Source organism: Methylophilus sp. E2MeOHC9, from assembly GCF_058744375.1.
The window spans coordinates 243,265-266,566 of the sequence record NZ_CP196024.1; the positions used below are offsets into that span (position 1 = coordinate 243,265).

The window sequence follows — 23,302 nt, forward strand, 5'->3', positions numbered from 1 at the left end:
GCATCCTAATAAAATATTTTTTTCAGTAGAATTTAATTTATTTTTTATCAGCATCGAATTTCCAGTTCACGCTTAACCAAATCCCACGTGGCGCCCCTGGAGCTAAGAAATTCGCAGCTAGCCAGTCATCAGAATTATGGTTGTACCCTCCTGGACCGATCGCACCATTAATACTGGGCGAAAATGGATTTCTCCCTAGACGCCCTGCACTAAAATATTCCTTATCAAAAATATTATTTATGAGCAAAGTAGCAGTCCATTCCTTATTAAATGCATAGCTAGTTTGCAAGTTGAATACGCTATATCCGCTGACTTTCCCAGGGTTTGTAAAAGGCTGTCTCGACGCTGTTCTAGTGATGAATTGACCTGGATTTGCAGGGTCTGGCGCGGTAAACGAATACGTTTCTGTTACCCCTTGCTTATGCTCGTTGTTTTCGTTGCCACGAATAATACTTTCACTATGCACTACTGCGCTTAACGAAAACCGCCAATTGGGCGTTAGCATGTAACTGACATTTGCATTCAAGTTATGCAAGGGGATTCCAGGCATCCGGTCCCCTGGCTCAACAGTTATATATTTGAACCCATCATTTTGTATGTTGCCTCTTCCGCTACTATTTTCATTCGAAATCATTTCGAAATTATTTTGAAAAGTAGCATCAGTTAATGCATAGTTCAGACCAAAGCTGAATTTTCCTGTATTGCCAGATAAACCGGCCTCAATCCCTTGACGTCTTGTGCTTCCAATGCTGTCAAAAAAACTGCTTGCGCCTCCAACTGCTACCAGGTAAATATCATCTTTCAAGTCGGTGCGATATGCACCTAAGTTCCATTGCAAGTTTTCGGTACCAAATAATTCATTAAAATTGCCACGCACACCTATGTCATAAGTGGTAGCCTTGATTTGCGGTAAAAACGGATCTCCAGACAAGGTCGTTGGCAATGTGCAAGCCCGGTTATCTTGCAAACTTTTTGCTATATAAAGCGATGGATCATTTCGATCATCATTAGGTCCGCCACGAAAAACCGGCGTTCTATCAAAAGCACAACCCAACTCAATCACGCTTGGCGTTCTAGTCCCTTTTGCAAAATTGCTGTAAAAGTTTAGACTTTCACTTGCTTGCCATGTAAAACCTAATGAAGGATTAAAAGAGTAATAACTAAATTTTTCAGTCTCAGCAGGCTTTAGTAATCTAGTGCCATCTCCCAACTTATAGCCAGTACTAGGGCAGTTAGCTATGCTACCTATGCATAAATTGAAGTCATCTGGATTAGAAGGATAATTGGCCAAATCGAAATACCTGAAAGCAGCGCGGGTTGCCACGGTATTTCTCACTTTTGTGGCGTTGTATCTGGCTGCACCTGTAATATGAAAAGTTTCAATTGGGCTCCATGTTTCGCTTGCATAAATGCTTCTAGTAGAGGATGTACCATCGAAATTATTATTCGAAATAGCAACATCAGCAGCGGCATATTGATCACGAATCTGATCTGGTGCTAGGTAAGCTTTGCGGTTCTCATCAAATAAACCCAATCGTTGGCTATTGGTGTAACTCGCATTAGCCACATCGATAGATGCACCGACCATAATTTTGTGTTTTTCTAAATTCCAGTTAAGCTGAATTGACCCACCATCTACTATTTGCTTGATATTATTATCAGTAATCACTGACACTGGCGTCCCTTCGACTAAGCCAGGCTCTCCTGAGCCATTTCCGTCCGGCCTAAATCGATCGGCAGCAGAGAACGGCGAAGGAACTAGCGTTTGAGGATTGTTATAACAAGCATCCTTATTAATTGGGGCTATGGTAGCAACCAGATGTTTAACACCGTCCGGGGTGTAAAAATAATTAAAGTTACCTTCAATATTAGGGTCAATATTCAAGGCATAAAATTTAGGGAAATTCCATAAAGTGGAATCTAATGTCTGATATGAAAAATCTCCATTAGAATAGGAAGTTGTAGGCCCTAAGTTAACAGGGGCAGGCGCATTTGGATCAAAAGCAAAAGAGACTTGAAAGTTTTTCCAATAATCAAAATTGTATGCTGCAGCATTTGCATACTCAGCAGTTAACTCACCATTTTTTCGAATTACTGGATTTTGAGCGGAAGTGAATGCTGCAAGTGCCGCGTCTAAGTTATAGCTAGGATCACCACTATTGGCATTAAAGTCGTCCAAAAAAGCGTTGGATCCAGTATTGGGATCAACATCCAAAACATAATAGTCGGGTAAGCGATAAGCATTAGTGCTGAGATACTGACAAGAGTATTGTTCGCCTGGGTCTAGGTTTCTTCGTACATAATTATTATCTCCAAAACCATCCATGTATGCATCTGCGCCGGTAGCTCTACGTTTACTATCCCTTCTATATACTTGGCCAGTAATTGTGAATTTATCGTTTACAAAATAATTACCAGAGAGTTGAAATTGTTGCAATTTATTTTCAGTAGTGTCTTCTGAAGTATATGTTCCATTGCGATCTTGCTGGTACATTTGGTTTGGTATTAAGCCATTTCCGACCAAGTCAGTGCCAACTAATAATGTACTTAAATTTAAGTCTAATTTATCCCCTCTATAACTGGCTTTTCCAAAAAACTGATTTACTTTGCTTGGGGAGTTTTTGCGCCAGCCATCCTCAAGAAAGAAGTTACCTGCGCCAAATAAGGCTACTGTGCCGTTATTCCAGCCTGCCTCCATACGAAGTTGCTTACGTCCAAATGAGCCAGTAAGAATCTCCGCATCAACCCCATCATAGTTAAACCCATCTTTTGTCTTGACTGTAAAAGCCCCCCCTAAAGTGTTTAACCCAAAAATTGGATTGGAGCCTGGAAAAACGTCTACGCTGGCTAATGCATTTAACGGAATCATGTCCCAATTCACCACATCCCCAAATGGTTCGTTAACGCGAATACCGTCGAAAAACACAGACAAACCTTGTGGGGTTCCGATTTGTGGACCTGCAGTAAATCCGCGATAGGTAACATCCATTTGAAATGGATTGCCTTGGTAGTCATTGACGTTAACAGACTGCAACTTCTTGTTGAGCAGATCTGTGAGACTTAATGAATGCGCTTCTTTAATTTCTTTAGCAGAAATGCTTTGTACGTTACCGGGAATTTCTTCTTTGGTTAAACCTAAGCCTGGCAGTGGTCCTACTTCGTAAAACCTTTTGGCACGGACTTCTACTTTATCCAACTGCACATTTTTATTATCTGTTTTGGGTGCTTTTTGAATAAATACATTCTCACCCTCTATCTTAGGTACTAAGTCATTTTCTCCAAGCACTCTTCGTAAAGCTTCGCTACGCGTCATGCGGCCCCTCACTTCTGGCGCAGTTTTGCCAGAGACTAGGTCATTTGGAAAAGAGATACTCATGCCCGTGGCTTTACCTAAAGCATGTAGCGAATTTGCCAATGGCTGCTGTGGAATATCAATATTGATAGGTACACTGAATGTCTCCTCCTGTTGTTTTGGCAGTTGTTTATTCAATGCTTCAGCACATACCAAATGTGTTGAAAGCCCCCCCCAAATTGCAAACAATGTGTACATTGCACATTGTCTAATTTTGTTGATTCGCATCACCTAAATCTCCCTCTATATAGACTCATCTCTGGGAGAGAGAAAAACCTGATGTTGTTTACTTAACTTTACATTTACCGCCCTATCAATCCGCTCTCAAGAAAAAAATATGCATTCTCTTTGAATGGATAAGGAAGAAAGCTGATTAGGTATTACCAAACTTGAGTGGGTGATTAAATATAATGGTGGAGCTTAATAATCCTCATACCCACACCTTTGCTACGGATAGCAGACGTAAAAAAAGGTGCCTGAAGGCACCTTACTTTTGAAACAAGAGCGAACTACCGGCTTTTAACCAAAGTATATTGCGGCGTTTCTTTAATTGAAACCGGGGCAATATTTGGTAACCCGCGCAGGAACTGGTCTATATCCCGGATATTGATATCCGCTGAGATATTACGGATATCTTTACCCATTGAATGGACAGGTTTCTGGCGATAACGCGAGACAGTTGCTGCGATCTCATTGACGTCCGCGCGATCAAATACCAACCGGCCATTAAGGAAAGAGAAGGCATCTGATGCAGGGCGGTTGACCAGTACAGTTGCATGATTTGGATAGACCTCTACCACTTGGCCATTGGTGATCACGCGGGTCTCAGGTGAAATATTTTGCGTTTCTTCGACCTTGGGTTCTACTTTCACAGTGCCATGGTCTACACTGACGCGCACTAATTGCTCTAATTTATTCACAGCGAAGCGCGTGCCTAGCACGGTGACTCGCGCAGTATCAGTCTCTACAATAAATGGGCGATCAGGGTCTTTGCTGACTTCAAAGATGGCTTCACCTTCTTTAAGCAGCACGTGGCGTTCATGGCGGTAATAAGTGACCTCCATATCACTTTTGGCGCTGAGCGTCACGCGCGTACCGTCATCCAGCGTTTTCAAAGCGATCTGTCCAACTGGATTTTGCGCAGCCAATTGCATGACAGGTGTTGCCTGCCAATCGAGGTATTGCTGGTGGAAGACAAAACTCATGATGCAAAGCAGAGAAACAAGAAACAGTTGCCCGACGCGGCGCTGCTTATTTTTACGTTTGGCTTCCTGCGCCAGAAAGGCATGTTGCTCGGCTTCATCCGCCAATGTCGACAAGGTATCTGGCGAGCTCATTCTATGCATGGCGCGCGTGATACTCTCATATTCGGAAGCATGGCGAGGATCATCTGCCAGCCAACGTTCAAATGCGTCGCGTTCAGGTGTACCTTGTGAATGCTCCCGCATCCGCAGATACCATCTAGCGGCCACTTCGCTGACTGTCATTGATTTAAGCATATTCTAAAGATTAATGTGCCATTTTTTGCTGGAATGCGCGGATATCAAGCATAGCACGAATAAGGTGTTTTTCGACCATGCTGGTACTAATGCCCAAATGGGTAGAAATGTCACTTTGTTTCATTTCATCCACATGATACAACCAGAACACCTGGCGACACTTTTTGGGTAGTAAATCGACAATACGCTGCAGGTTGTAAAGCATCTGCCGCGTTTCGTAAATCTGCTCAGGTGAACATTCAAGGATCATCGCCGTTTCGTCTATTTGATCTTCTTCGACAAAACGGGTGCGATAGCGATATTCATCCACCATCAGGTGATTCACGATACCGTTAAGATAAGCTTCAGGCGAGGATTCCCGGGCGGGATTACTAGATACAGCAAAAAACACCAAGGCATCATGCAAAATATCTTTGGCACGTTGCACGCAGGCAGTCCTGCGGCCAATGCGCCTCAGCTCCACTGTATAAGCCCACTTTAAATCAATTCCGCACCATGCAAGTGTGTCGCTCATATCCCATCACCAAAATTTTACATTTTAATAAATATGTGCAAAACGCGTGCCATTACATTCTTTTGCATTAAGAGACTGATTCTCAATTATAAAAATCTTTACTAGGGAATTTTTCCCGAATTAAGTCGGGTTGAATACAGCCATTTTTGATAAAATTGGTTTTTTATAGCCAATTTCAACCAATTTCTAAAAATACTGAACGCTGCTGCCATTTAACTGGCAGGTTAAATTTATTTGAAAAAATGCAAGGTGAATTTCTGGGCAGTTACAGACGTAAAAAAGGCCTTAAATCATTGATTTAAGGCCTTTTTTAAACTGCTATTTTATATCAGTGGTGGGAGCCTGAACCGAATGTTTCATTTCTCACTAGAATTTAAGCCACTTTAAGATAATTAAAAATATTTGTTACCCCCAAAGTTACCCCACTTTACCAAAAGTAACCTATTAGGCCACTCCAACGCTTTAACATCCTAAGCTCTACATTGATTAATTACTTAGTAATTGATATTTATTTTGTACCGACTGACTATCAGCGAGTAAATTGCGTATAATTTCTGCCGTTAAGTTCAGCCATTGTCCGTGAAAAATCACAAATGCCTAATGCGGTCTCATTATTTACAGGATGTGGTGGTTCAGATGCTGGAATTCTAAAAGCAGGCTTTGATGTCGTTATGGCCAACGACATATTGGCATATGCAAAGGATGCATATCTAGCAAACCACCCTCTAACAGACTATAAACTCGGATCAGTCGAGGATATAAAGTCATTCCCTGCGGCAGATCTGTTAGTAGGCTGCTATCCATGCCAAGGATTTTCGCAAGGTGGCTTGCGTCAAGCAGACAATAAATTAAATTATCTATACAAAGAGTTTGCAAGAGCTCTTGGATCAATTAAGCCTAAAGCGTTCATTGTCGAAAATGTTTCAGGAATGTTGCGCTCAAACTACCAACATTTGCTTGAGGATCAAGTAAAAGTATTCTCAGATGCTGGATATAAGGTTAAGTATAAAGTTTTGAATGCTGTCGAATACGGTGTACCACAAGAAAGAAAACGAATATTCATAGTTGGCATTCGTAATGATTTTGAAGCCGAGTATACTTTTCCTGAACCAACCCATACAAAAGATGGTGAGAATAAATATTTAACTATAAAGGATGCCATTGGCGATCTTCCAGAATGGCCAGAGGGCGATTTCTATGACATTGATTTTCATTGGTACTACATGTCACGAGATAGAAGAAGAGATTGGCACCAGCCATCCAAAACAATCGTAAGTAATCCGCGGCACATGCCCCTTCATCCGGTAAGTCCTGTAATGGAAAAAGTCACGCAAGATGAATGGAAGTTTATAACCGACACCCCTGCACGAAGATTCAGCTACTTAGAAGCTGCTCGCCTCCAGGGTTTCAGCAAAGAATTTACTTTCCCAGAAACAGACAACGCCAGTTTGAACATGAAATACAAAGTAGCAGGGAATGCGGTACCTCCCCAATTATTTGAAGCTGTCGCTAAAGCATTGCCCAATATTTGGGATTAGAAACAGTTATTCGAGTAAGCTGATTAAGTCAGGCTTCTTACCCTTAAAAATATTCTTTCGGTGATAGTCCAAATAAATCCGCTGTTCCAACGAAAAAATCCCTACGGACTTCTTGGTATCAACTCCCCAACAAGATAAAACGTCAATAATGGAAGTATCATCAACTATGATTCTTCCATCATCATTAAAGCTAATCCAACCACGATCGAAAAGCTTATCAATATGCGGTGAAAGCAGTAACCCATTGTTTCCATCAAGCCGCTCTTCATTTGTACAATTCCGCCAAGGTTTAATATGACTTGCAACCAATAGCGACTGATCTGAAACACCAGTAACTCGGCATACTTTTTCTTTATCTATAACTTTAAGGCGAAATATGCCTTGCCCTACCCTTGCCTTAATAAGCTGTTCAATTTCAGTAGTCTCAATAGGAGCCTTATATAATTGTTCCTGAATAGATTGAGCAACAGAGTCCACTCGAATATTCGCAAGATCATGGGTTAGTCTGTTTGCTTCAATTCCGAGCAATTCAAAAACTTTTTCACTAAGCTCTTTTGAGATTTCTGCCAAATAGCATTTTTGGTTACCGTTACCCTTATCATTTAATGGAGAATACTTTTTGGGTAGTAGGTCTTTTAATTGTTCAATATAAGTCTTCGGCTTGAATGAATAGTCAAGGGGTCTCCATTCAACAGGAACTAGCCAGCCAGTTGCTCCCCAATAACTACCAACATTACCAAACTCTGATGGCTTTATAGCTTCAACACAACTACCACTTATTATGCCGATAGCTTTAATTTTAGTGTCTGCATATGAAAATATCAGATCGCCGGGCTTGGTAAGTGTCATATTGGTATAGAACTGACTTCTTGCACCATTACTCTCTTGTTTAGGTGACCAAATATATCCACCCAATACTTCTGCGGAGAAAGTCTGCTTATGGTTCACCCACCAAAAATGCATAATTTAATAAGAGTACGAATAGTGTAGATATCTGCGACAAATATTAATGTTTGATCAACTCACAAGTAATTAAACTAAAGGCATTCTGTAAGCCAAAAAGTCGTCTAACAACGTTGGTGCATTGATTACATCCCAATCTATAGTTGGATTAATATTTAATAAAATGCGTAGCCTGTCATAAATAATACAAGAGGCTATTTCACCATCTACAGCCCATTTACCATGATTATTTCTAAAACTATGTGGTATACAAATCATCTGCATCCATGGATGACTTGGGTGAATCATATTATTTAGCCTGTCACGGCTTATTTCTGTTTGTTTCCTGGGCCATTCATTTCTAGAGCAAGCGCACTGTGCAAGTAAAGAGGGTTTATTCCTTCCTTCATAAGCATCTAACTCTAGCCAGGCGGCTATGTCAATGCCACCATCACCAGTATCTCGAGTCCTGAAAGTAGTAGCAGTGCATCTACCTGTACCGCCTATGTTTTCTGCCAAAGTATTTATTCGCTCCCATTTTGCACCCTGATAGTCTGTTTCATTCTTACCAAAAGCTTTTACCTGCGCATCATCAACCCAAATAGGCTTTAAAGCCTGTAAGGCAACTCTTTCAAACGCATCAGTAATTCCGACAGTATGTTCAAGAAATGGAAGGTTTGCAGATAACAGCAGGAAAATATAAAGCCGTTGTTTGTCAGTAAAAGTTTCTGGAGCAGAAAAGTTTTTAGCGCCGACATCTATGGTAAATGGATAAAAATCGCCAAAAGCGCTGACTCTCCACTCTATCTGGCTAAAGCTATCGTCTAAATCCGTTTCACTTAATTTAGAATCTCCAATATCCTTAACCTGATCGCTAATAGTTTCTCTTGAACAATCTCTATCTAATGTAACTAGACACAATAGTTCAGAAAAATCAGCAATAGTATGAATATCACTATCCCGGGGCTTATCCAAAAGAATCATAAGATCTACTCTTTTTGAGACATAAGACCGACAAGCGCAGAATGTAGAGCTATAGATCCCCTACGAATTCGATCTGCCTGAATAGTGTCTGCTTCATTTATGCCATCTGCCACATTAAGAATATCCATGGCACTTGCTAAATTTTCTTCCGTAACTCGTAACAAATTACGTAATGCATCTAATGGGCCGCTAGTATAAAGATCAGCAGTCTCTATAGATGCCCCTCGGCGAAATTGATTGAGCGCCTCTTCGTTAGCTACTACACGAGCCAATATTTCTAGATTTCTTGACTCACCGAGTTTAGTCGAACCTGCAGTTTTATCAAATATCCATGAAAAGAACTCTTCAAACTCCTGATTTTTAAGACCCTTCGCATCAACATCAGCCGCGGAATTAAGTCCTATAAAATGACATAGACTTGAATAGCCAATACCTGTTGTTAGCAAAGAGAACTGAACATCATCCTCAGAAAGTTTAATCTTTTCTAAAAGCCCACTGTCTCTTGCCCGTTCTAGCAATTCAAGCCCAGTAAGTAGTTTTGCGACAGTTCCGGATTTACTACCAATTTCTTTTGCAAGAGCCCGATGAGCCTCCTCATGACTTTCACCATGCCGTGCTCTCAACTGTTTTAGATATCTTGCTTTAGCTAATGCATCCCACTCTTTTATACCGGTGATATGCCTATAACCTAAATAGCTAAGGATAAGCTTTCTATCCTCAAACTTAAGAACCGGAATATCTGTAGGCGCCTCGCCTGTGGTTGCTCTTACCTCATTAACCTGACTAATTTTTACAGGAGCTACTGCATCTTTCTGTAATAACTTTAATGCTCCTAAGCGTCTATTGCCTTCTACAACAGTAAATCCCCCCTCTTGACGAGGGACTACAAGAAGCGGTTCGCCTTGGAAAAAACCATGTTGACCAACTGAAAGCATCAATTCGATTAAGTTACATTGCAACAGCAAATATTTTAGGACCTCATCGTCACCCTTATGCTTTAAATTATTGGGGAGCCGAGGGTTTTCTGGATCAAAATGTAAATCTTCTAATTTAACTTGTTCTAGCATCTTTTTTAGTCCGAGTCGGTGTCAGTTTAGATAATTCATAAACTAATCAAGTTTTGAACTTCTATGTATAGTCAGCATTCTCTTTGCCACCTTGGTTTGCCAACTGTCCCTGCTTGAATTTTTTGGGCACAAGTCTCGACATTTCTGATTATTTAGCCTAACGCATTATGGACAACCCTGTAGATTCAAGTCAATTGCCTTGTTTAATAAGCCAGTCAGCACTACGAACTATTATATGGCAAGACCTCTAAGGAATTACGAAAGATTATGACCCCCTTAGCGATCTCGTCACTGCAGAAAACTGGCGGTTCTCGCGCCCGCAGTGAAAATCTTCAGGAGGGACCCGTAATTTTTGACCACTATATATTGTGGTGACCACCCATCGACCACCTGAATGACCACCCCACAGTACTAAGAGGATCTAGCTTGATATCGCGGTTCGAATTACCCGCAGCACATGAAGGACTAGAAAGGACCCATAACCCTATGGCTGGTATTGATCACAATCAATAGGTGCAATCTGTATACGCTCACCTCCGAAGTGAGCCTCCATAATGTTGAATCCTTTGACACATCGCCAATGGAATAACCGCCGGTCCTTACCTCTATTAAAGACCTGCATGTGTAGGTGGTCACATTGACCACACTCAAACCCATTATCCGAAGCCTGAATAATCAAGACCGGATCTTGTTTTTTATCGCAATTCAACTGCCCGAAACCATCCTCCGCGCGCGCGTCTAAAGTTTGGAGTGTTTCCCCTTCCTTGTTTTTTTGTTGGGGATTCTGGGGATTTTGGGGATATATCGCTATAAGCCGCATAATTGCTAGATTCTTCAGTCCCCAAATAATCAGATTTTGGCCTAATAGCACTGGGGACGTCCCCAGATTCCACCTCCAAAGATTCGCTTATAAGGCTTGTCCAATCCTTTGAGTTATTCATTTTCGTCCTCAAAGATAGACCCATAAATTTGATACACACGACGCTTACCTTCAGGTAAATCACGTTTGGGTTGGCCCATATGGTCCTTGTCCCCTTTGTGCATATAACCCTTATCAATTAAAAGTCTAATCACCGCCTTATGGTCTAATCCCTTGCATACCTCAGTCTTAAACAGTTCGGGGTAAACATAATATTCAGTCTGCAAAGCAACCTTGTCATGCTTGCGGTAACCTGCCTTAGACATTACCCTGGCGGCATGGTCGTCTTCTATGGCATTCCGGCCTATATCTGCAAACCGGCCTTCCCCATGCTGCTCCAGAAACAACCGCACCTGAGCTAACATTGCACGATGTTCTTGACTTCCTTCACCACCAAAGCCTTGCAACCATGCCTTGAAGCAATTTGTTGCTGCTTTAAAGGCCTCTCCTTGTTGCCACCCAGTAATGCCAGCTCTCGTTGCCAACTCTCCAGCTGCCCCTACTAGAGCAAAGATTCCACAAACCCGATGAGCCTGACCACTTGCATTAATTGATAACAACCCCGTGTCAAAACTGTTTATGGCGGTTTGCAATTTATCCATCACATCTAGCCGATGCTTGATCACCCACTCAATAAATGCAGGAAATGCAACACCATAATTCTGTGAAACCAATTGAGTGATGGCTTTAGAAAATTCATTCCCGTTAGCGTAGCCGTGAAGATCCTCAAACACGCCCATGTTTGCCCCTGCATCGGCTGGTATATCTGCCATGCGTATTTCCTGCCCAGCATGCACTTTCTTGCCAGAGTCATTCATATGTTGGGCTAGGCTTAGCTCACCAGCCGACAAAAACAATATTCGCCATTGCTTTGTATTCTGTAAACCACCAGACGCCAGTGCCCTTCCCCTTCCGGCACCAGCTGCAAGCATATATATGGCTTCCCCAGCCTCCTTAGGGTCTATTTGTTTTAACTCATCAAGTAACAAAGGTGCATCAGAATGCATCATGGCTATGCTTTCCATTGCACTTGTTGAGTGGCGCCACTGCCTTAAATAATCTGTGCCACCGCACACACTCCCGGCCAGTCTCAATGCCGTACTTTTGCCATCACTGGACTGTCCACGATAATGAAAGCCGCCCAGATCTTTAATATCCATTAGATGACGTAACGGAGCTGCAAACGCGATAGCTACTGCAAATACCAGTCGACTATTACCCGCGCATAAAGCAGCTACATTATCGCGCCAGGCCTCTAATGTACCTTTGCGTTTAAAGGTCGAGGCATTAGGCTGGACGCTGTCATAAATCCACTCTTCACCAGCGTCACCCATTGCCCCTTGTGGCAATACAAATACAGACGCATCACCTTCACCGTGCCAGCCAGTTTTATTGGTTACACGTACACGCTTGGCTGGGTTTTCTTGTTGAAGGTACTCCAGAACCAGCGCACGGGCTTTAGGTGCAATAGTCAGGCCATTTTCATACAGTTGGCCGGTCGCATCCAAGCCTTCACCGTTAAAGCTTCGAGCCGGAATAATAAAACGGTGCTGCACCTGGTCACGATCTTTGAAGCTTACGAGAGAACCCCATTCACCGTTTAACGGTGATCGGCTTAAGGCTAACACTTCCAGCTTGTCGCAGATCCAGCGGGGCGGCTTATAGGCCGAATAATCAGGGGTTACATCCACCAGGTAGACACCAGCATCATCCACCATATAATGCCGCTTGAATGGTTGGGCTGGTGGCGTTGCTTCCTGCGCTGATGGCTGACTGTCCGGACTGCACAGTTTATTCACATTCGCGACCAGCGCTTGCATATCGTCAATACTAAATCCTGCCACTTTCAGATCGTGAGCATCATCCCCAGGGTGCAGTTTGTATCCAAGCTGATCCAGGTATTGATTTAGCAGATTCATATCCAGCACCTGGGCAGATTTTGCACCAGCTGCCAACAGGGCACGCTGGACATTATTGCCAGCCTGTATGCCTGGTGCATCATTATCTGGCCATACAATCACATTACGGCCAGCAAGCGTACCAAAATCTGCCTTACTTACGGCCTGCGCCCCACCCTGCCAACTCACTACAGCTCCATCTGGTAACAAATCGGCTAGCGCATCAGTGGCTTTTTCGCCCTCTACTGTCCAGACGTCTGCACTAATTGCGGTACTAAGTTTATGCAATCCATAAAGCGGCCTTCTATCAGGCGGTGCTTTATATCGCCACTCGCCCTTATTGACGGCCTGGTTAACCCAATATGTAAGCGGTGCGAATTGCTTTCGCTCTCCGTCTGCTTTTGGCTCAAAACGATCATGATAGAAATTGACCTCTCCGGCCGCGCCCAAGTATGCATAGCGCATTGAAGGCTTACCATGCCGCGAATGCGTGTTAGGTGGCTTAGTTGCATTTTCTGGGACTGGCATCACGCATACATAACCGTCTTTGGCCGGTTTTTTTGAAGCGGTAGATGCCGGAGTATTGGCAGGCTGGTTTTTTGTTGCCGTAATGGCCGGGCTTTTACCCTGCTTATCGTATGCCATGCCAAGAAACACCGCCAAACGGTGGGCGGCCTCGCTTTGTTTCACATCGTCAACATATGCCACCAGTGCAACCAGATCTCCGCCATTGTCACCTGTCGCAAAGTCTTTCCACACCCCGGTATCAATATTGATTGAGAATGATCCGGCTCGACTATCCGAGCGTGTCGGGTTGAGTGCCACATATTCACGCCCCTGCATGCGGCCACCTGGACACCACTCATTTAATACGCTGCTAACACTACTTACGGCGGCTTGTGCAATCTGTTTGATATTAGCCATGCTCACCGCCATAAATTGCCTGGTGCAACTTGTACCGCAAATCGTCTAATGACCACTCAGGCGGTATAACCAAGCCAATTTCCTTAGCTTTATCAATAGCGGCCAATTGGCTGGTCATCCAAAAATCAGTCCTTCTTTCGCCAAGGCAATCTATGCTTTCAACAATATCCTCCAGATGCTCAATAACTCGCCTGGTATTGTTGTCATCATTATTACTATTAGCCTCAAGTGTTTCTCTAATGTCATTAATGCACTGGGCGACTCTCTGACTCTCCAGCGACATCTGATACACGACCATGAAACCAATCATCAATGTGAATTCTTCTAGTGCTCGATCTCCACCTAACTCTAAAAAATCAGGCAAGTTTTCAACACTTGCTTTCAGTGCATCTTGAGCTTCTAGCGCTGCTTCACCTTGCATATTTAGAACGATGCTTTCTTGTTCATCCATGGTTATGCCTCACTTTCTGCTGAAAGCCTAGCGATCAATGTATGGATGTCTTCTGCTTTCCAAGCAGTTGTATTGGCTGATAACTTGACTGGCTTTGGATACTTCCCGGATTTAACACCATTCCACCATGAAGATCGGCAAACGGGAATTACACTTAGGATCGTTGGCAGGCGCACGAAGCCTGTTTTAGGGATTTCATTACTCATTCAATTAGCTCCTTTTGTCTAAACATGCCCATTGCGGTGCATGTGGAGCTAATTTTTAATGTTTATCAGATTATTAAAAACGAGTTATTTTTTCAAATACTGGATAGGAAATCCTATCAATTGCTAATGATCTTTTAATGCCGCCTGCACTGAAGTCCTACCTATATTTTCATCAATTAAGACATTTACTAAGTTAACCCAATAAACCTCCTTCATCTCAAAGTCACCTGGATAGGTATCAAGCATAAGCTCAAGATTATGACGAACCTCTGCCAGCCAATCACGCCAGCTAGATTTTTGACTAGACATACCTGGGACCTCAGAGAAAATAGTATCTGTTCGTGGATAATCACGAAATGTAGCTGCAAGTAAATCAATCACTTGGACAGTTCGTATACGTCTATAGCTAATATCCTCATTAATAGGGTTGTCACCCAGGAGAGGCTCAAGAAGATCGATTAAATGCAGCTCGCATGGAGAATACTTTGTTGTACTTTCAACAAGCTCCAATCTATCAGCCAGCTGCTCTGCCAAATCAGCTATTTCATCAAACAGTTTATCGGCTTTTTTCTGAGCATTTCTTATATTCACTTTTATTGTTGGCCTATCCACCGTGCCTGTCGCTGAATACATACCTAACGGATTTATGAATGAACCAACCAAAAAACCGGCTGCATCATCTCGCAATGAAGTATTGATTTGTAACAAGTATTTGGATGCCATTTGCCAGAAGGTTTTCAATCTAACATCGATAAAAAACGCTTCACTACGTTTATCTAGTTTCTGACGCTCACGCATTAAATGGCAGATCAACCAAAATAGATCAGCCAGGTAATCCGGCTTTGAAGCTTTCTCAGCTTTCATAGCACCCCTTCGAAGTGCACCTTCAATAAGGAAGCCACCCCAGGCGGGTGAAGGTTTCCCGCTTTTTGTCTGGCCGGACTAGGGGTAGCTAAACTGTTTAAGCTACTAAGCTATCAATCTTTGAGCAATCTTTAATACTCCCTGATAAAGCGGCCAAATCTAGCTGGCTTTCTACCTCTGATTTAAATATTTTAAACTGTTTCTCTCTTTCGGATTCCTCACAATAGGTTGCTAAGTGCCTATCAAATGCCTGTTGTGTCAAATTAAGCCGCTCTTTTATGTGATCATCCTCAGAGAAAATGAGGCTACTATTCAATGCCACATCAACTAAAGCGGCTACGGCAGCATTATATTTATCAATAGCTTGTTTAGTCATAGAATACCCACCTCGTTTAAAAACTATGCTCTCTTCGATTTTATGGATGCCATCTAAATAACGAGCTGTACGTTTTTTAAAATTAAGCTCACTAGTCGGCAGAGAATTTATCCACATTAAAGCCAGCTCCATTGCTTTCTTCTTAGCTTCATGAATTTTCATTGCCTTCTCGTTTTCGCGGACAATCTGCCACACAAAATATGCCGCTACATGGAATAATTTACTTTTCCCATCATGCCTTATGATCCTTATTCTCCTGAACTCTGCAGGTGAAAATCCTGTTTTGGATATTTCCTTACCTTCAATTTGATTAACAGTAACTTTATTGCCTTGCTCACCAGGGAAGTATTTATCTTTAAGTAACCCACAGGCCACCAAATTCTGTTTAGATCCCGAGTACTGTAATAAACAATTACTTTTCATTAAAACTACACCAGGAAAAGGTGTGGTATTTTGCTGAGCATCCATAATGCAACTCCAAATAGTCTTGCGTTGTGGTTAGGCTGTGCTGGTTATCCGCCAAGATTAAACCAGCACGGCCGCTTACTCATGAGCCGCATGAGTAACGGTATTGTCCCTTTCCAGTTTTTTATTCCATAGCTCAAGTATTAAAGGCAATATTGCTTTTGCAGCGACAACAGGATCTGGTTGGCCAATGGATACAAACTCGATCTCGAAGTCTTGAATTTTGGTGTCCTTACGTTTTGGCATGTGATTACCTCAGCTATACTTTTTTACAAAATCACGGTTGCTCTGGTGCATGCAGGAGATTTAATGCGCCAATTTTCAGCCTATTTTTGGGGACATCCCCAGTTTATTAAGTGCATAAATGCCAATTTTTGGGACTAAAGGATCTAGGCTACATAAGGGTTAGATTGAAATATCCCCAAAATCCCCAGAATCCCCAACAAAAAAACACGGGACGGACTAAGCCACCCTATCCCCTAGCGGAATTATTTTTGCCCCAGCCTTGAGTTCATCCAGATAATCAGCCCAGCGCTGCATCATTATTTTACGATCTTTAAGAAACTGTGCCCGCTCATAAGCAGTGCCCAGGGGGTTGGCCACTGAGTGGGCAAGCTGGCGCTCTATGTGTTTGGGATCTAACCCTAGTTCCTGTTCGCCTAATGTTTGCGCTATCGCCCTGAAGCCGTGGCCGGTAATCTCTGACTGGGTGTCATAGCCCATATTACGTAGCGCAGCATTGATGGCATTCTCACTCATTGGCCGCTCATGAGTACGGCCACCAGGGAAAACAAACAGGCCATTACCTGAGAATGGCTGCATGGCTTTAATGATTTCCAGTGCTTGCCTGGATAACGGAACAATGTGCTGTGTTTTGGTTTTAGTGACCAGGTAGCGCCACTCATTATTATCAAAATCCAAGTCAGCCCACTTCATATGCCGCAACTCACCGATCCGCTGAAATAACAAAGGGGCAAGTTTAAGGGCACATTGCACAGTCAGCGTGCCACGGTAGGCATCTATGCTTCGCAATAACTGGGCAACGTCTTTGGGCTCGATCATGACCGCCATGTTCTTAACAACTGGCGGAGGTAATGCACCTTTGAGATCAGGTGCTGGGTTGTATGTTGCAAACCCTTTTTGGATGGCATAACGGAATACTTGGCCAGCAGTTTGAATAACTCTGTGCGCAGTTTCCAGCTTCCCCTGCTTCTGCAATACGCTGGTGGTATCTAATACCATCGGGGCTGTTATGCTTGAAACTGTTTTATTGCCGAGGGTCGGATATAGATAGAACTCTAGCCAGCGCTGCACACGTTGCCGGTGACGCTCAGACTTGGTTTTATTATGAAGGGCATGCCACTCAGTGGCGACAGATTCAAAGGTGTTTTGCGCATCTAGCCTGGCCTGAATCTTTGTTTCTTTTCTGTGATGGCTTGGATCTGTATTACCGGCTACCAATGAACGAGCATCGTCACGCTTACCTCGGGCCTGAGCCAGGGTAACCTCGGGGTAAGTGCCGAGTGATATTGTCTTTTCTTTGCCGTCTAAACGGTACTTCAGCCGCCACCATTTACCCCCATTAGGGTTTACGATCAGATACAGGCCACGCTCATCATAAAGCTTGTATGGCTTATCGGTAGGTTTTGCGTTTCTTAAAGCAGTATCTGTGAGTGCCATTTAGGGGTAACTCCTGCTGGGGTAAGTTTTGTTACCCCATATGTTACCCCTAAATAATTGTGGATGCTAATGCACTACTTTGGACTGCTATAGACGTAAAAAAGGCCTTAAGTCATTGATTTAAGGCTTTTTTTGGATTGCTTTAGACTGCTTTGGATTATATTATGGTGCCGGGAGCCGGAATCGAACCGGCACGCCTTGCGGCGCTGGATTTTGAGTCCAGTGCGTCTACCAGTTCCGCCATCCCGGCATGGGATATAATGTAGGACATCAAGACAGCTATTATAACCATAATTTTGATTTATGAGAACTCTAGATTTCGATTTTTATCTCCCGCCACACCTGATTGCACAACATCCGCTCCCTGATCGTTCCGAAAGCCGCCTGCTGGAGGTCGATGCGATGACCGAGTCGATTCAAGACAATTTTTTCCGCCGGATCGGTGAACATTTTGAAGCCGGTGACGTATTGGTGCTGAACGATACCAAAGTAATTAAGGCGCGGCTGTTTGGGCAAAAGGCTACAGGCGGAAATATTGAGGTGATGATAGACCGCGTATTTGAGTCACAGGAGGCTTACGCGCAAATCAAATCTTCACGCTCGCCTAAGGCTGGCGGGCTACTGCATCTGGCCGATGGCTACCAGGCAGAGGTGCTGGGGCGTCATGCAGATATGTTTCATATCCGCCTGTTAGGCGATGCATCCTGGTATGACTTTCTGGAGCGCCATGGTCAATTACCGTTGCCTCCTTATATTGAGCATGCGGCTGATGCTGCAGATGACACGCGTTACCAGACCGTATTTGCCAAGCATGCAGGCGCTGTCGCGGCGCCGACAGCAGGGTTGCATTTTGATGAAGCCTTGCTGAGCACCCTCACAGCAAAAGGGGTGCATGTGCGCTACGTAACTTTGCATGTGGGCGCGGGTACTTTTCAACCGGTCAAGGTGGACAATATTGCCGAGCATCACATGCATAGCGAGGTGTATCACCTGCCGGAAGAAACCATCGCCGCAATCCTGCAAGCCAGATCAGCAGGCAAACGCGTGACTGCAGTCGGTACGACTTCTTTACGCACGCTGGAAAGCGCCGCGCGGGCAGATAAATTGTTTGCGCACCATGGCGAAACCGATATTTTCATCACGCCCGGATTTGAGTTCCAATTGGTAGACCGGCTGATCACCAATTTCCACCTGCCCAAAAGCACTTTGATGATGCTGGTTTCTGCGTTTGGCGGCTACGATTTGCTCAAGCGTGCTTATGCGCATGCCATTCAAGAATCTTACCGATTCTTCAGTTACGGGGATGCCATGCTGATCACCCGTGCACCATCACAAAATAAATAAAATTGCGCAGAAAAAACAAAAACTTGCCGCTTAAAATAGCGTCTATACAACACTTATAAAACAGGATCACGGAGATATGCAATTCAATACACACACACTGGGCGGACTGGCACTGCTATGCCTGTCGCTCACCAGCCAGGCGGAAATCCTGCCAGAAGCCGAAGTCGGCATTAAAATCCCGCTGGTAAAAAAACCCACCACCCGCCCGATGACGGTGGCTTATTTACCGGGCAACCAGCATTACTACATTGCGGATGGTGGGCTGGCGCCTATGGGCACGGAGTTTGAAGCGCCGATTTCAAAATCGGAAGTGCATGCGTACACAGCCAGTGGCCAATATGTGAATTCCGCCAAGCCCGGTTTTGATAACCGCTCGCTGTATTACAACGCCAACTCTGCAAAACTGGAAACCATCACTTATAACATTTCCACCGCAGCCGGTTTTTCACCTAACACAGGCATCTACAGCCTGGAAGTGAACGACAAGGGTGAAGTACTCACCAGTTCAAGTGATATTTCCCAGTTTAACCCGGCCTTTGGCGACGCAGGCACCATGCCCAGTTACGACGCGGCGACCAATCACTACTATGCCAAACAGGAACATGGCAACCTGGTGTTTGTGGTGGATGCCAAGCAGCGCGAAAAGCTAAAAGAAATCAAACTGGATTTCAGCAAAGCGCAAGTGGCTTACGATGATGTCAGCGACCATTTTATTGGCTTTACCGGTGTGGCAGGCAATGAGCTGGCTTTGCTCGACGTGGACCATAAAGCAGTATTGATTTTTGACCTGACCGGGCAATATGTCGGTAAAAGTGCATTGCCAAAAACCATGAAACTACGTTCTCATAACCATTTTAATGGTGCTGGTTACAGCAACGGCATGTTGTTCGTGTATCACGAGAACGAAGGCGAATTCGGCACTTATTACGGATTCAAGGTCGTTAAATAAAGCATTTATCCTGCAATAAAAAACCGCGCAATTGCGCGGTTTTTTATTGCTCAAGCCAGTGCTTACTGGCTGGCGACATTCAGTGTTAACGGTGAATCATAATGCCAGTGATTGCGCCAAGCACCCACCACCAGATTAGGGTATTCCGGTTTGCCCAGGCTACCGTTATAGCGTCCCAACGCGCGGTAATAGTCCCCGCGCTCGATATCCAGGTAATGCCGCAAAATAGTGCAGCCGTAACGCAGATTCAAGCGCATATCGAACAGGTTATGTTCGTTGGCGCCTATGCTTTTCACCCAGAATGGCATCACCTGCATATAGCCACGCGCGCCGACACTGGAAAGTGCATATTTTTTGAAACCACTTTCCACCTGTATCAAGCCCAGTACCAGTTGCGGATCCAGGCCTGCACGGGTTGCTTCATAGTGCACAGATTTCAGGAAGTCTTCCCGGTATTGTATATCCGGCATGCGTTTTGCCAGCCTGACCGACATCTCCTGCAACCATTGCTGCGCAGTCTGCTCGGTGTCAAACAACAAGCGAGGGGCTGCCAGGTCGCTGACAGATTTCTGCATCAGCGATTTAACGCTGTTGGCTAGGGGCTCTTCTTTCTGGTTACCGGCAAAAGTCATCGTCGACCACAACAACTGGCCGACCAACACCATCGCAGAAGGTAAAACATATGCTTTGTTCATCTTACCTATTCTATCTATTTCAGAAACGGTTCAGACGCCAAACAGAATGACTAAACGCTTCCAGTTACTGACCAAGTTTGTCACGTAAAAACGCAACGCTGTCAGCTACTTGCAAGTTTTGTGCCTCAGTATCAGTGCGGCCTTTATATTCCACTTGCCCCTCAGCCAGACCACGGTCACCAATCACGATACGGTGAGGGATACCCAGCAAATCGCTTTCGGCAAACATCACACCCGGGCGCTCGCCCCTGTCATCCAGCAATACATCCACCCCGGCTTGCTGCAGCTGCTGGTAAAGATCAAATGCCGCCTGTTTCACTGCGTCACTTTTATCCAGGCCTATCGGGCAGATCACCACATCAAACGGCGCCATGCTGCGTGGGAAGATAATGCCTTTATCATCATGGCCCTGCTCGATCGCCGCACCGACGATACGCGACACACCTATGCCATAACAGCCCATTTCCATCACTTGCGACTGACCGTTTTCGTCAAGATAAGTCGCCTGCATCGCCTCGGAATACTTGGTACGCAACTGGAAAATATGGCCGACTTCAATGCCACGACACAAGCTCAGCGTGCCTTTACCATCCGGGCTGATATCGCCTTCCACCACATTGCGGATATCGGCAACGATTGCGGGTTCTGGTAAATCACGGCCAAAATTAACGCCTGCCAAATGGAATTTCGGCTTATTGGCACCGCAGACAAAATCGCTTAGCACTGCGACGGATCTATCGGCAATCACACGCACGCTGGCATTGACACCGACCGGGCCGATAAAGCCAGGTGGGCAGTTTAGATTCGCGCGAATCTCTTCTTCTGTCGCCAGGCGGAAGTCCTGCACCCCGTCCACTTTGCCAAACTTCACTTCGTTCAACTGATGGTCGCCGCGCAACAAGGCCAGAGTGAATACTTCATCCACCATCAACGCCACCGATTTCACGGTTTTGGTCACTGGTATTTCCAGTAATTTCGCCACATCTTCACAAGTAGTCTGTTTGGGCGTATCCACTTCACGCATGGCTTCAGCCGCCGCTGGACGGCTACTATTGGCGATCCCCTCCGCCATCTCGACGTTGGCCGCATAATCGGATTGCTCACAGTAAGCCAACGCATCTTCACCGCTATCCGCCAGCACATGGAACTCCTGCGAACCATCGCCTCCAATCGCACCGGAATCGGCTTTCACGGCACGGAATTTAAGGCCAAGGCGCGTAAACACATTGCTGTAAGCCGTGTGCATGCCATTGTAGGTATTCACCAGGCAATCAACGCTAGTGTGGAAAGAATAAGCATCTTTCATCAAAAATTCGCGGGCGCGCATCACGCCAAAACGTGGGCGGATCTCATCACGGAACTTGGTCTGTACCTGGTAAAAATTCAGCGGCAACTGTTTGTAGCTGCTAATTTCTTTACGCGCGATGTCAGTAATCACTTCTTCATGTGTTGGGCCAAAGCAGAAATCGCGTTCGTGCCGGTCCTGGATTTTCAGCATTTGCGGGCCAAATACCGCCCAGCGGCCGGTTTCTTCCCATAGTTCTTTGGGTTGCACCGCAGGCATTAATAACTCTAGCGCACCGGCTTTATTCATCTCATCGCGGACGATATTCTCCACTTTGCGCAACACGCGTAAACCCAGCGGCATCCAGCTATACAAACCACTACCCAGTTTTTTGATCAGCCCGGCCCTGACCATCAGTTTGTGGCTGATCAGTTCGGCATCTGAAGGAGCTTCTTTTTGGGTAGCAATGAAAAATTGTGAGGCGCGCATAGGAATGGAGTTCTAACAGAATTCTAAAGGCCGAATTTTAGCCTTAATTGCGATGACAGTCAGCAAATAGCTAGGGAAACGCGGAATTTGTGATCAGGCGGGATGCAGTGCGAGACAGATGGAATGCCTAAACCCAGACCATGCTCCCTCCGATCCAAACCCACAGCCTGGAACAATGCTTAAGTACGGCGAAGCAGTATCTGGAAAAACCAGTACTGTTTTAAACCTATTTACTGGGCGATACGCACGCAGCTATTTACTCTGCGCCTTGCTGGCTTGATTCACGGTCATTGATAGGGCTATCTTGCGGAATATAGCCGTCTTTCCATTGCGCCATCGGCACAATGGTCGCGGCATGGCCGTTGTCGTAAAACCAGCTATCCACAGCAAACTCGGCCTGGGTGTCATTTTCACGAATCACCGCTGCGGTATGTGGCCAGCCGGTAAAGAAGAATTTGCGGGTACGTGTATCTAAAATGGTGTGCCAGCGTATCAGGCCAGTCTGCTGCATCAGTCGCATATAGGTCGTGCTGTTGATCGCCTCATCGTTACAGTCTTGCTGGTGCAGGTAATCGCGGTTACCAAACGTGCCAGCACGGTCTGCGGTGGTGCCTATCTTAGTGCCTATGATATCTTCGAGCATGCCGATGGCTTCGGCGATCTGGCGACGTTCCTGTTCAGCGTTTTCAGCCTGAGGGCTAAAAAGTTGCAGTACGTTATCCCATTCGGGCGCGGTCAGTCGCAATTGATCAGACTGGGTACAGCCGCCACCCTGGCAGATTTCAAATGCGTCCAGGCTGGGTTGGCTGTGGTAAATGCGATGTATCTCTTTAAGATCAGCCTGGGCGATCATGCTCCAGG

General features: G+C 44.8%; 19 protein-coding genes and 1 tRNA gene. 3 read left to right on the forward strand and 17 right to left on the reverse strand.

The genetic code is table 11. The features are described 5' to 3' along the window. Positions 1-37: 37 nt before the first annotated feature. The 3 genes from ACSSVF_RS01160 to ACSSVF_RS01170 form a co-directional block, all read right to left on the reverse strand. Positions 38-3,580 carry a TonB-dependent receptor gene (locus tag ACSSVF_RS01160; protein WP_492404819.1) on the reverse strand — a complete coding sequence of 1,181 codons (3,543 nt, stop codon included), beginning with the start codon at positions 3,578-3,580 and terminating at the stop codon, positions 38-40. A gap of 281 nt (positions 3,581-3,861) precedes the next feature. After that, entirely contained in the window at positions 3,862-4,839 is a 978-nt protein-coding gene (locus tag ACSSVF_RS01165; RefSeq protein WP_492404821.1) for a FecR family protein, read from the reverse strand. Between the two features lie 22 nt (positions 4,840-4,861). Further along, positions 4,862-5,365 (reverse strand): RNA polymerase sigma factor, encoded by a 504-nt coding sequence (locus ACSSVF_RS01170; RefSeq protein WP_442585614.1) that lies wholly within the window; start codon positions 5,363-5,365, stop codon positions 4,862-4,864. Positions 5,366-5,958: 593 nt separating this feature from the next. Between ACSSVF_RS01170 and ACSSVF_RS01175 the strand changes: the two genes are divergently transcribed. Next, positions 5,959-6,903, forward strand: coding sequence for a DNA cytosine methyltransferase (locus ACSSVF_RS01175; RefSeq protein WP_492404823.1), 945 nt, complete (start codon positions 5,959-5,961; stop codon positions 6,901-6,903). 6 nt (positions 6,904-6,909) lie between these two features. Here ACSSVF_RS01175 and ACSSVF_RS01180 read toward each other — a convergent pair whose 3' ends face one another. From ACSSVF_RS01180 to ACSSVF_RS01230, 11 genes are all read right to left on the reverse strand, one after another. Continuing rightward, positions 6,910-7,851, reverse strand: coding sequence for an HNH endonuclease (locus ACSSVF_RS01180; protein WP_492404825.1), 942 nt, complete (start codon positions 7,849-7,851; stop codon positions 6,910-6,912). Between the two features lie 84 nt (positions 7,852-7,935). Then, positions 7,936-8,829, reverse strand: coding sequence for a hypothetical protein (locus tag ACSSVF_RS01185; protein WP_492404826.1), 894 nt, complete (start codon positions 8,827-8,829; stop codon positions 7,936-7,938). 5 nt (positions 8,830-8,834) lie between these two features. Then, positions 8,835-9,896, reverse strand: a complete 1,062-nt coding sequence (locus ACSSVF_RS01190; RefSeq protein WP_492404828.1) for a ParB N-terminal domain-containing protein — start codon at positions 9,894-9,896, stop codon at positions 8,835-8,837. Between the two features lie 933 nt (positions 9,897-10,829). Beyond that, positions 10,830-13,637: a DUF927 domain-containing protein gene (locus ACSSVF_RS01195; RefSeq protein WP_492404829.1), complete on the reverse strand. Its 2,808-nt coding sequence runs from the start codon at positions 13,635-13,637 to the stop codon at positions 10,830-10,832. Further along, a complete protein-coding gene (locus ACSSVF_RS01200; protein WP_492404831.1) occupies positions 13,630-14,088 on the reverse strand; it encodes a hypothetical protein in 459 nt (152 codons plus the stop codon). The genes ACSSVF_RS01195 and ACSSVF_RS01200 overlap by 8 nt, the downstream gene beginning before the upstream one ends. A gap of 2 nt (positions 14,089-14,090) precedes the next feature. Then, complete coding sequence (locus tag ACSSVF_RS01205; protein WP_492404833.1) at positions 14,091-14,294, reverse strand: helix-turn-helix transcriptional regulator; 204 nt, start codon at positions 14,292-14,294, stop codon at positions 14,091-14,093. Positions 14,295-14,417: 123 nt separating this feature from the next. Continuing rightward, positions 14,418-15,158: a hypothetical protein gene (locus tag ACSSVF_RS01210; protein ID WP_492404835.1), complete on the reverse strand. Its 741-nt coding sequence runs from the start codon at positions 15,156-15,158 to the stop codon at positions 14,418-14,420. A 97-nt stretch (positions 15,159-15,255) separates the two neighbouring features. Continuing rightward, the gene (locus ACSSVF_RS01215) at positions 15,256-16,002 is read right to left on the reverse strand and encodes a hypothetical protein (protein ID WP_492404837.1); all 747 of its coding nucleotides are present in this window, start codon (positions 16,000-16,002) and stop codon (positions 15,256-15,258) included. A 75-nt stretch (positions 16,003-16,077) separates the two neighbouring features. Then, positions 16,078-16,245 carry a hypothetical protein gene (locus ACSSVF_RS01220; RefSeq protein WP_492404839.1) on the reverse strand — a complete coding sequence of 56 codons (168 nt, stop codon included), beginning with the start codon at positions 16,243-16,245 and terminating at the stop codon, positions 16,078-16,080. A 216-nt stretch (positions 16,246-16,461) separates the two neighbouring features. After that, positions 16,462-17,679 (reverse strand): tyrosine-type recombinase/integrase, encoded by a 1,218-nt coding sequence (locus tag ACSSVF_RS01225; RefSeq protein ID WP_492404840.1) that lies wholly within the window; start codon positions 17,677-17,679, stop codon positions 16,462-16,464. A 165-nt stretch (positions 17,680-17,844) separates the two neighbouring features. Continuing rightward, positions 17,845-17,929: transfer RNA gene (locus tag ACSSVF_RS01230), tRNA-Leu, on the reverse strand. Positions 17,930-17,982: 53 nt separating this feature from the next. Here ACSSVF_RS01230 and queA point away from each other — a divergent pair. Continuing rightward, complete coding sequence (gene queA / locus ACSSVF_RS01235) at positions 17,983-19,023, forward strand: tRNA preQ1(34) S-adenosylmethionine ribosyltransferase-isomerase QueA (protein ID WP_492404842.1); 1,041 nt, start codon at positions 17,983-17,985, stop codon at positions 19,021-19,023. 76 nt (positions 19,024-19,099) lie between these two features. Continuing rightward, positions 19,100-19,972: a hypothetical protein gene (locus tag ACSSVF_RS01240; protein WP_492404843.1), complete on the forward strand. Its 873-nt coding sequence runs from the start codon at positions 19,100-19,102 to the stop codon at positions 19,970-19,972. A gap of 62 nt (positions 19,973-20,034) precedes the next feature. On the opposite strand, the gene ACSSVF_RS01245 is transcribed toward ACSSVF_RS01240, so the two are convergent. The 3 genes from ACSSVF_RS01245 to ACSSVF_RS01255 form a co-directional block, all read right to left on the reverse strand. Next, a complete protein-coding gene (locus tag ACSSVF_RS01245; protein ID WP_492406285.1) occupies positions 20,035-20,637 on the reverse strand; it encodes a lytic transglycosylase domain-containing protein in 603 nt (200 codons plus the stop codon). A gap of 94 nt (positions 20,638-20,731) precedes the next feature. Next, positions 20,732-22,441 (reverse strand): proline--tRNA ligase, encoded by a 1,710-nt coding sequence (locus ACSSVF_RS01250; RefSeq protein ID WP_492404845.1) that lies wholly within the window; start codon positions 22,439-22,441, stop codon positions 20,732-20,734. A 256-nt stretch (positions 22,442-22,697) separates the two neighbouring features. Further along, on the reverse strand, positions 22,698-23,294 hold the full coding sequence (locus ACSSVF_RS01255; RefSeq protein ID WP_492404846.1) for a hypothetical protein: 597 nt from the start codon (positions 23,292-23,294) through the stop codon (positions 22,698-22,700). Positions 23,295-23,302 lie beyond the last annotated feature (8 nt).

What these genes read in the sequence shown, in the direction of transcription:
- ACSSVF_RS01175 (WP_492404823.1), top strand. Translation starts at nt 5,959, where the DNA reads ATGCCTAATGCGGTCTCATTATTTACAGGATGTGGTGGTTCAGATGCT.
- ACSSVF_RS01240 (WP_492404843.1), top strand. Translation starts at nt 19,100, where the DNA reads ATGCAATTCAATACACACACACTGGGCGGACTGGCACTGCTATGCCTG.
- ACSSVF_RS01170 (WP_442585614.1), bottom strand. Translation starts at nt 5,365, where the DNA reads ATGAGCGACACACTTGCATGGTGCGGAATTGATTTAAAGTGGGCTTAT.
- ACSSVF_RS01210 (WP_492404835.1), bottom strand. Translation starts at nt 15,158, where the DNA reads ATGAAAGCTGAGAAAGCTTCAAAGCCGGATTACCTGGCTGATCTATTT.
- queA (WP_492404842.1), top strand. Translation starts at nt 17,983, where the DNA reads ATGAGAACTCTAGATTTCGATTTTTATCTCCCGCCACACCTGATTGCA.
- ACSSVF_RS01255 (WP_492404846.1), bottom strand. Translation starts at nt 23,294, where the DNA reads ATGATCGCCCAGGCTGATCTTAAAGAGATACATCGCATTTACCACAGC.
- ACSSVF_RS01220 (WP_492404839.1), bottom strand. Translation starts at nt 16,245, where the DNA reads ATGCCAAAACGTAAGGACACCAAAATTCAAGACTTCGAGATCGAGTTT.
- ACSSVF_RS01215 (WP_492404837.1), bottom strand. Translation starts at nt 16,002, where the DNA reads ATGGATGCTCAGCAAAATACCACACCTTTTCCTGGTGTAGTTTTAATG.
- ACSSVF_RS01160 (WP_492404819.1), bottom strand. Translation starts at nt 3,580, where the DNA reads ATGCGAATCAACAAAATTAGACAATGTGCAATGTACACATTGTTTGCA.
- ACSSVF_RS01200 (WP_492404831.1), bottom strand. Translation starts at nt 14,088, where the DNA reads ATGGATGAACAAGAAAGCATCGTTCTAAATATGCAAGGTGAAGCAGCG.
- ACSSVF_RS01185 (WP_492404826.1), bottom strand. Translation starts at nt 8,829, where the DNA reads ATGATTCTTTTGGATAAGCCCCGGGATAGTGATATTCATACTATTGCT.
- ACSSVF_RS01225 (WP_492404840.1), bottom strand. Translation starts at nt 17,679, where the DNA reads ATGGCACTCACAGATACTGCTTTAAGAAACGCAAAACCTACCGATAAG.
- ACSSVF_RS01205 (WP_492404833.1), bottom strand. Translation starts at nt 14,294, where the DNA reads ATGAGTAATGAAATCCCTAAAACAGGCTTCGTGCGCCTGCCAACGATC.
- ACSSVF_RS01190 (WP_492404828.1), bottom strand. Translation starts at nt 9,896, where the DNA reads ATGCTAGAACAAGTTAAATTAGAAGATTTACATTTTGATCCAGAAAAC.
- ACSSVF_RS01165 (WP_492404821.1), bottom strand. Translation starts at nt 4,839, where the DNA reads ATGACAGTCAGCGAAGTGGCCGCTAGATGGTATCTGCGGATGCGGGAG.
- ACSSVF_RS01250 (WP_492404845.1), bottom strand. Translation starts at nt 22,441, where the DNA reads ATGCGCGCCTCACAATTTTTCATTGCTACCCAAAAAGAAGCTCCTTCA.
- ACSSVF_RS01195 (WP_492404829.1), bottom strand. Translation starts at nt 13,637, where the DNA reads ATGGCTAATATCAAACAGATTGCACAAGCCGCCGTAAGTAGTGTTAGC.
- ACSSVF_RS01245 (WP_492406285.1), bottom strand. Translation starts at nt 20,637, where the DNA reads ATGGTGTTGGTCGGCCAGTTGTTGTGGTCGACGATGACTTTTGCCGGT.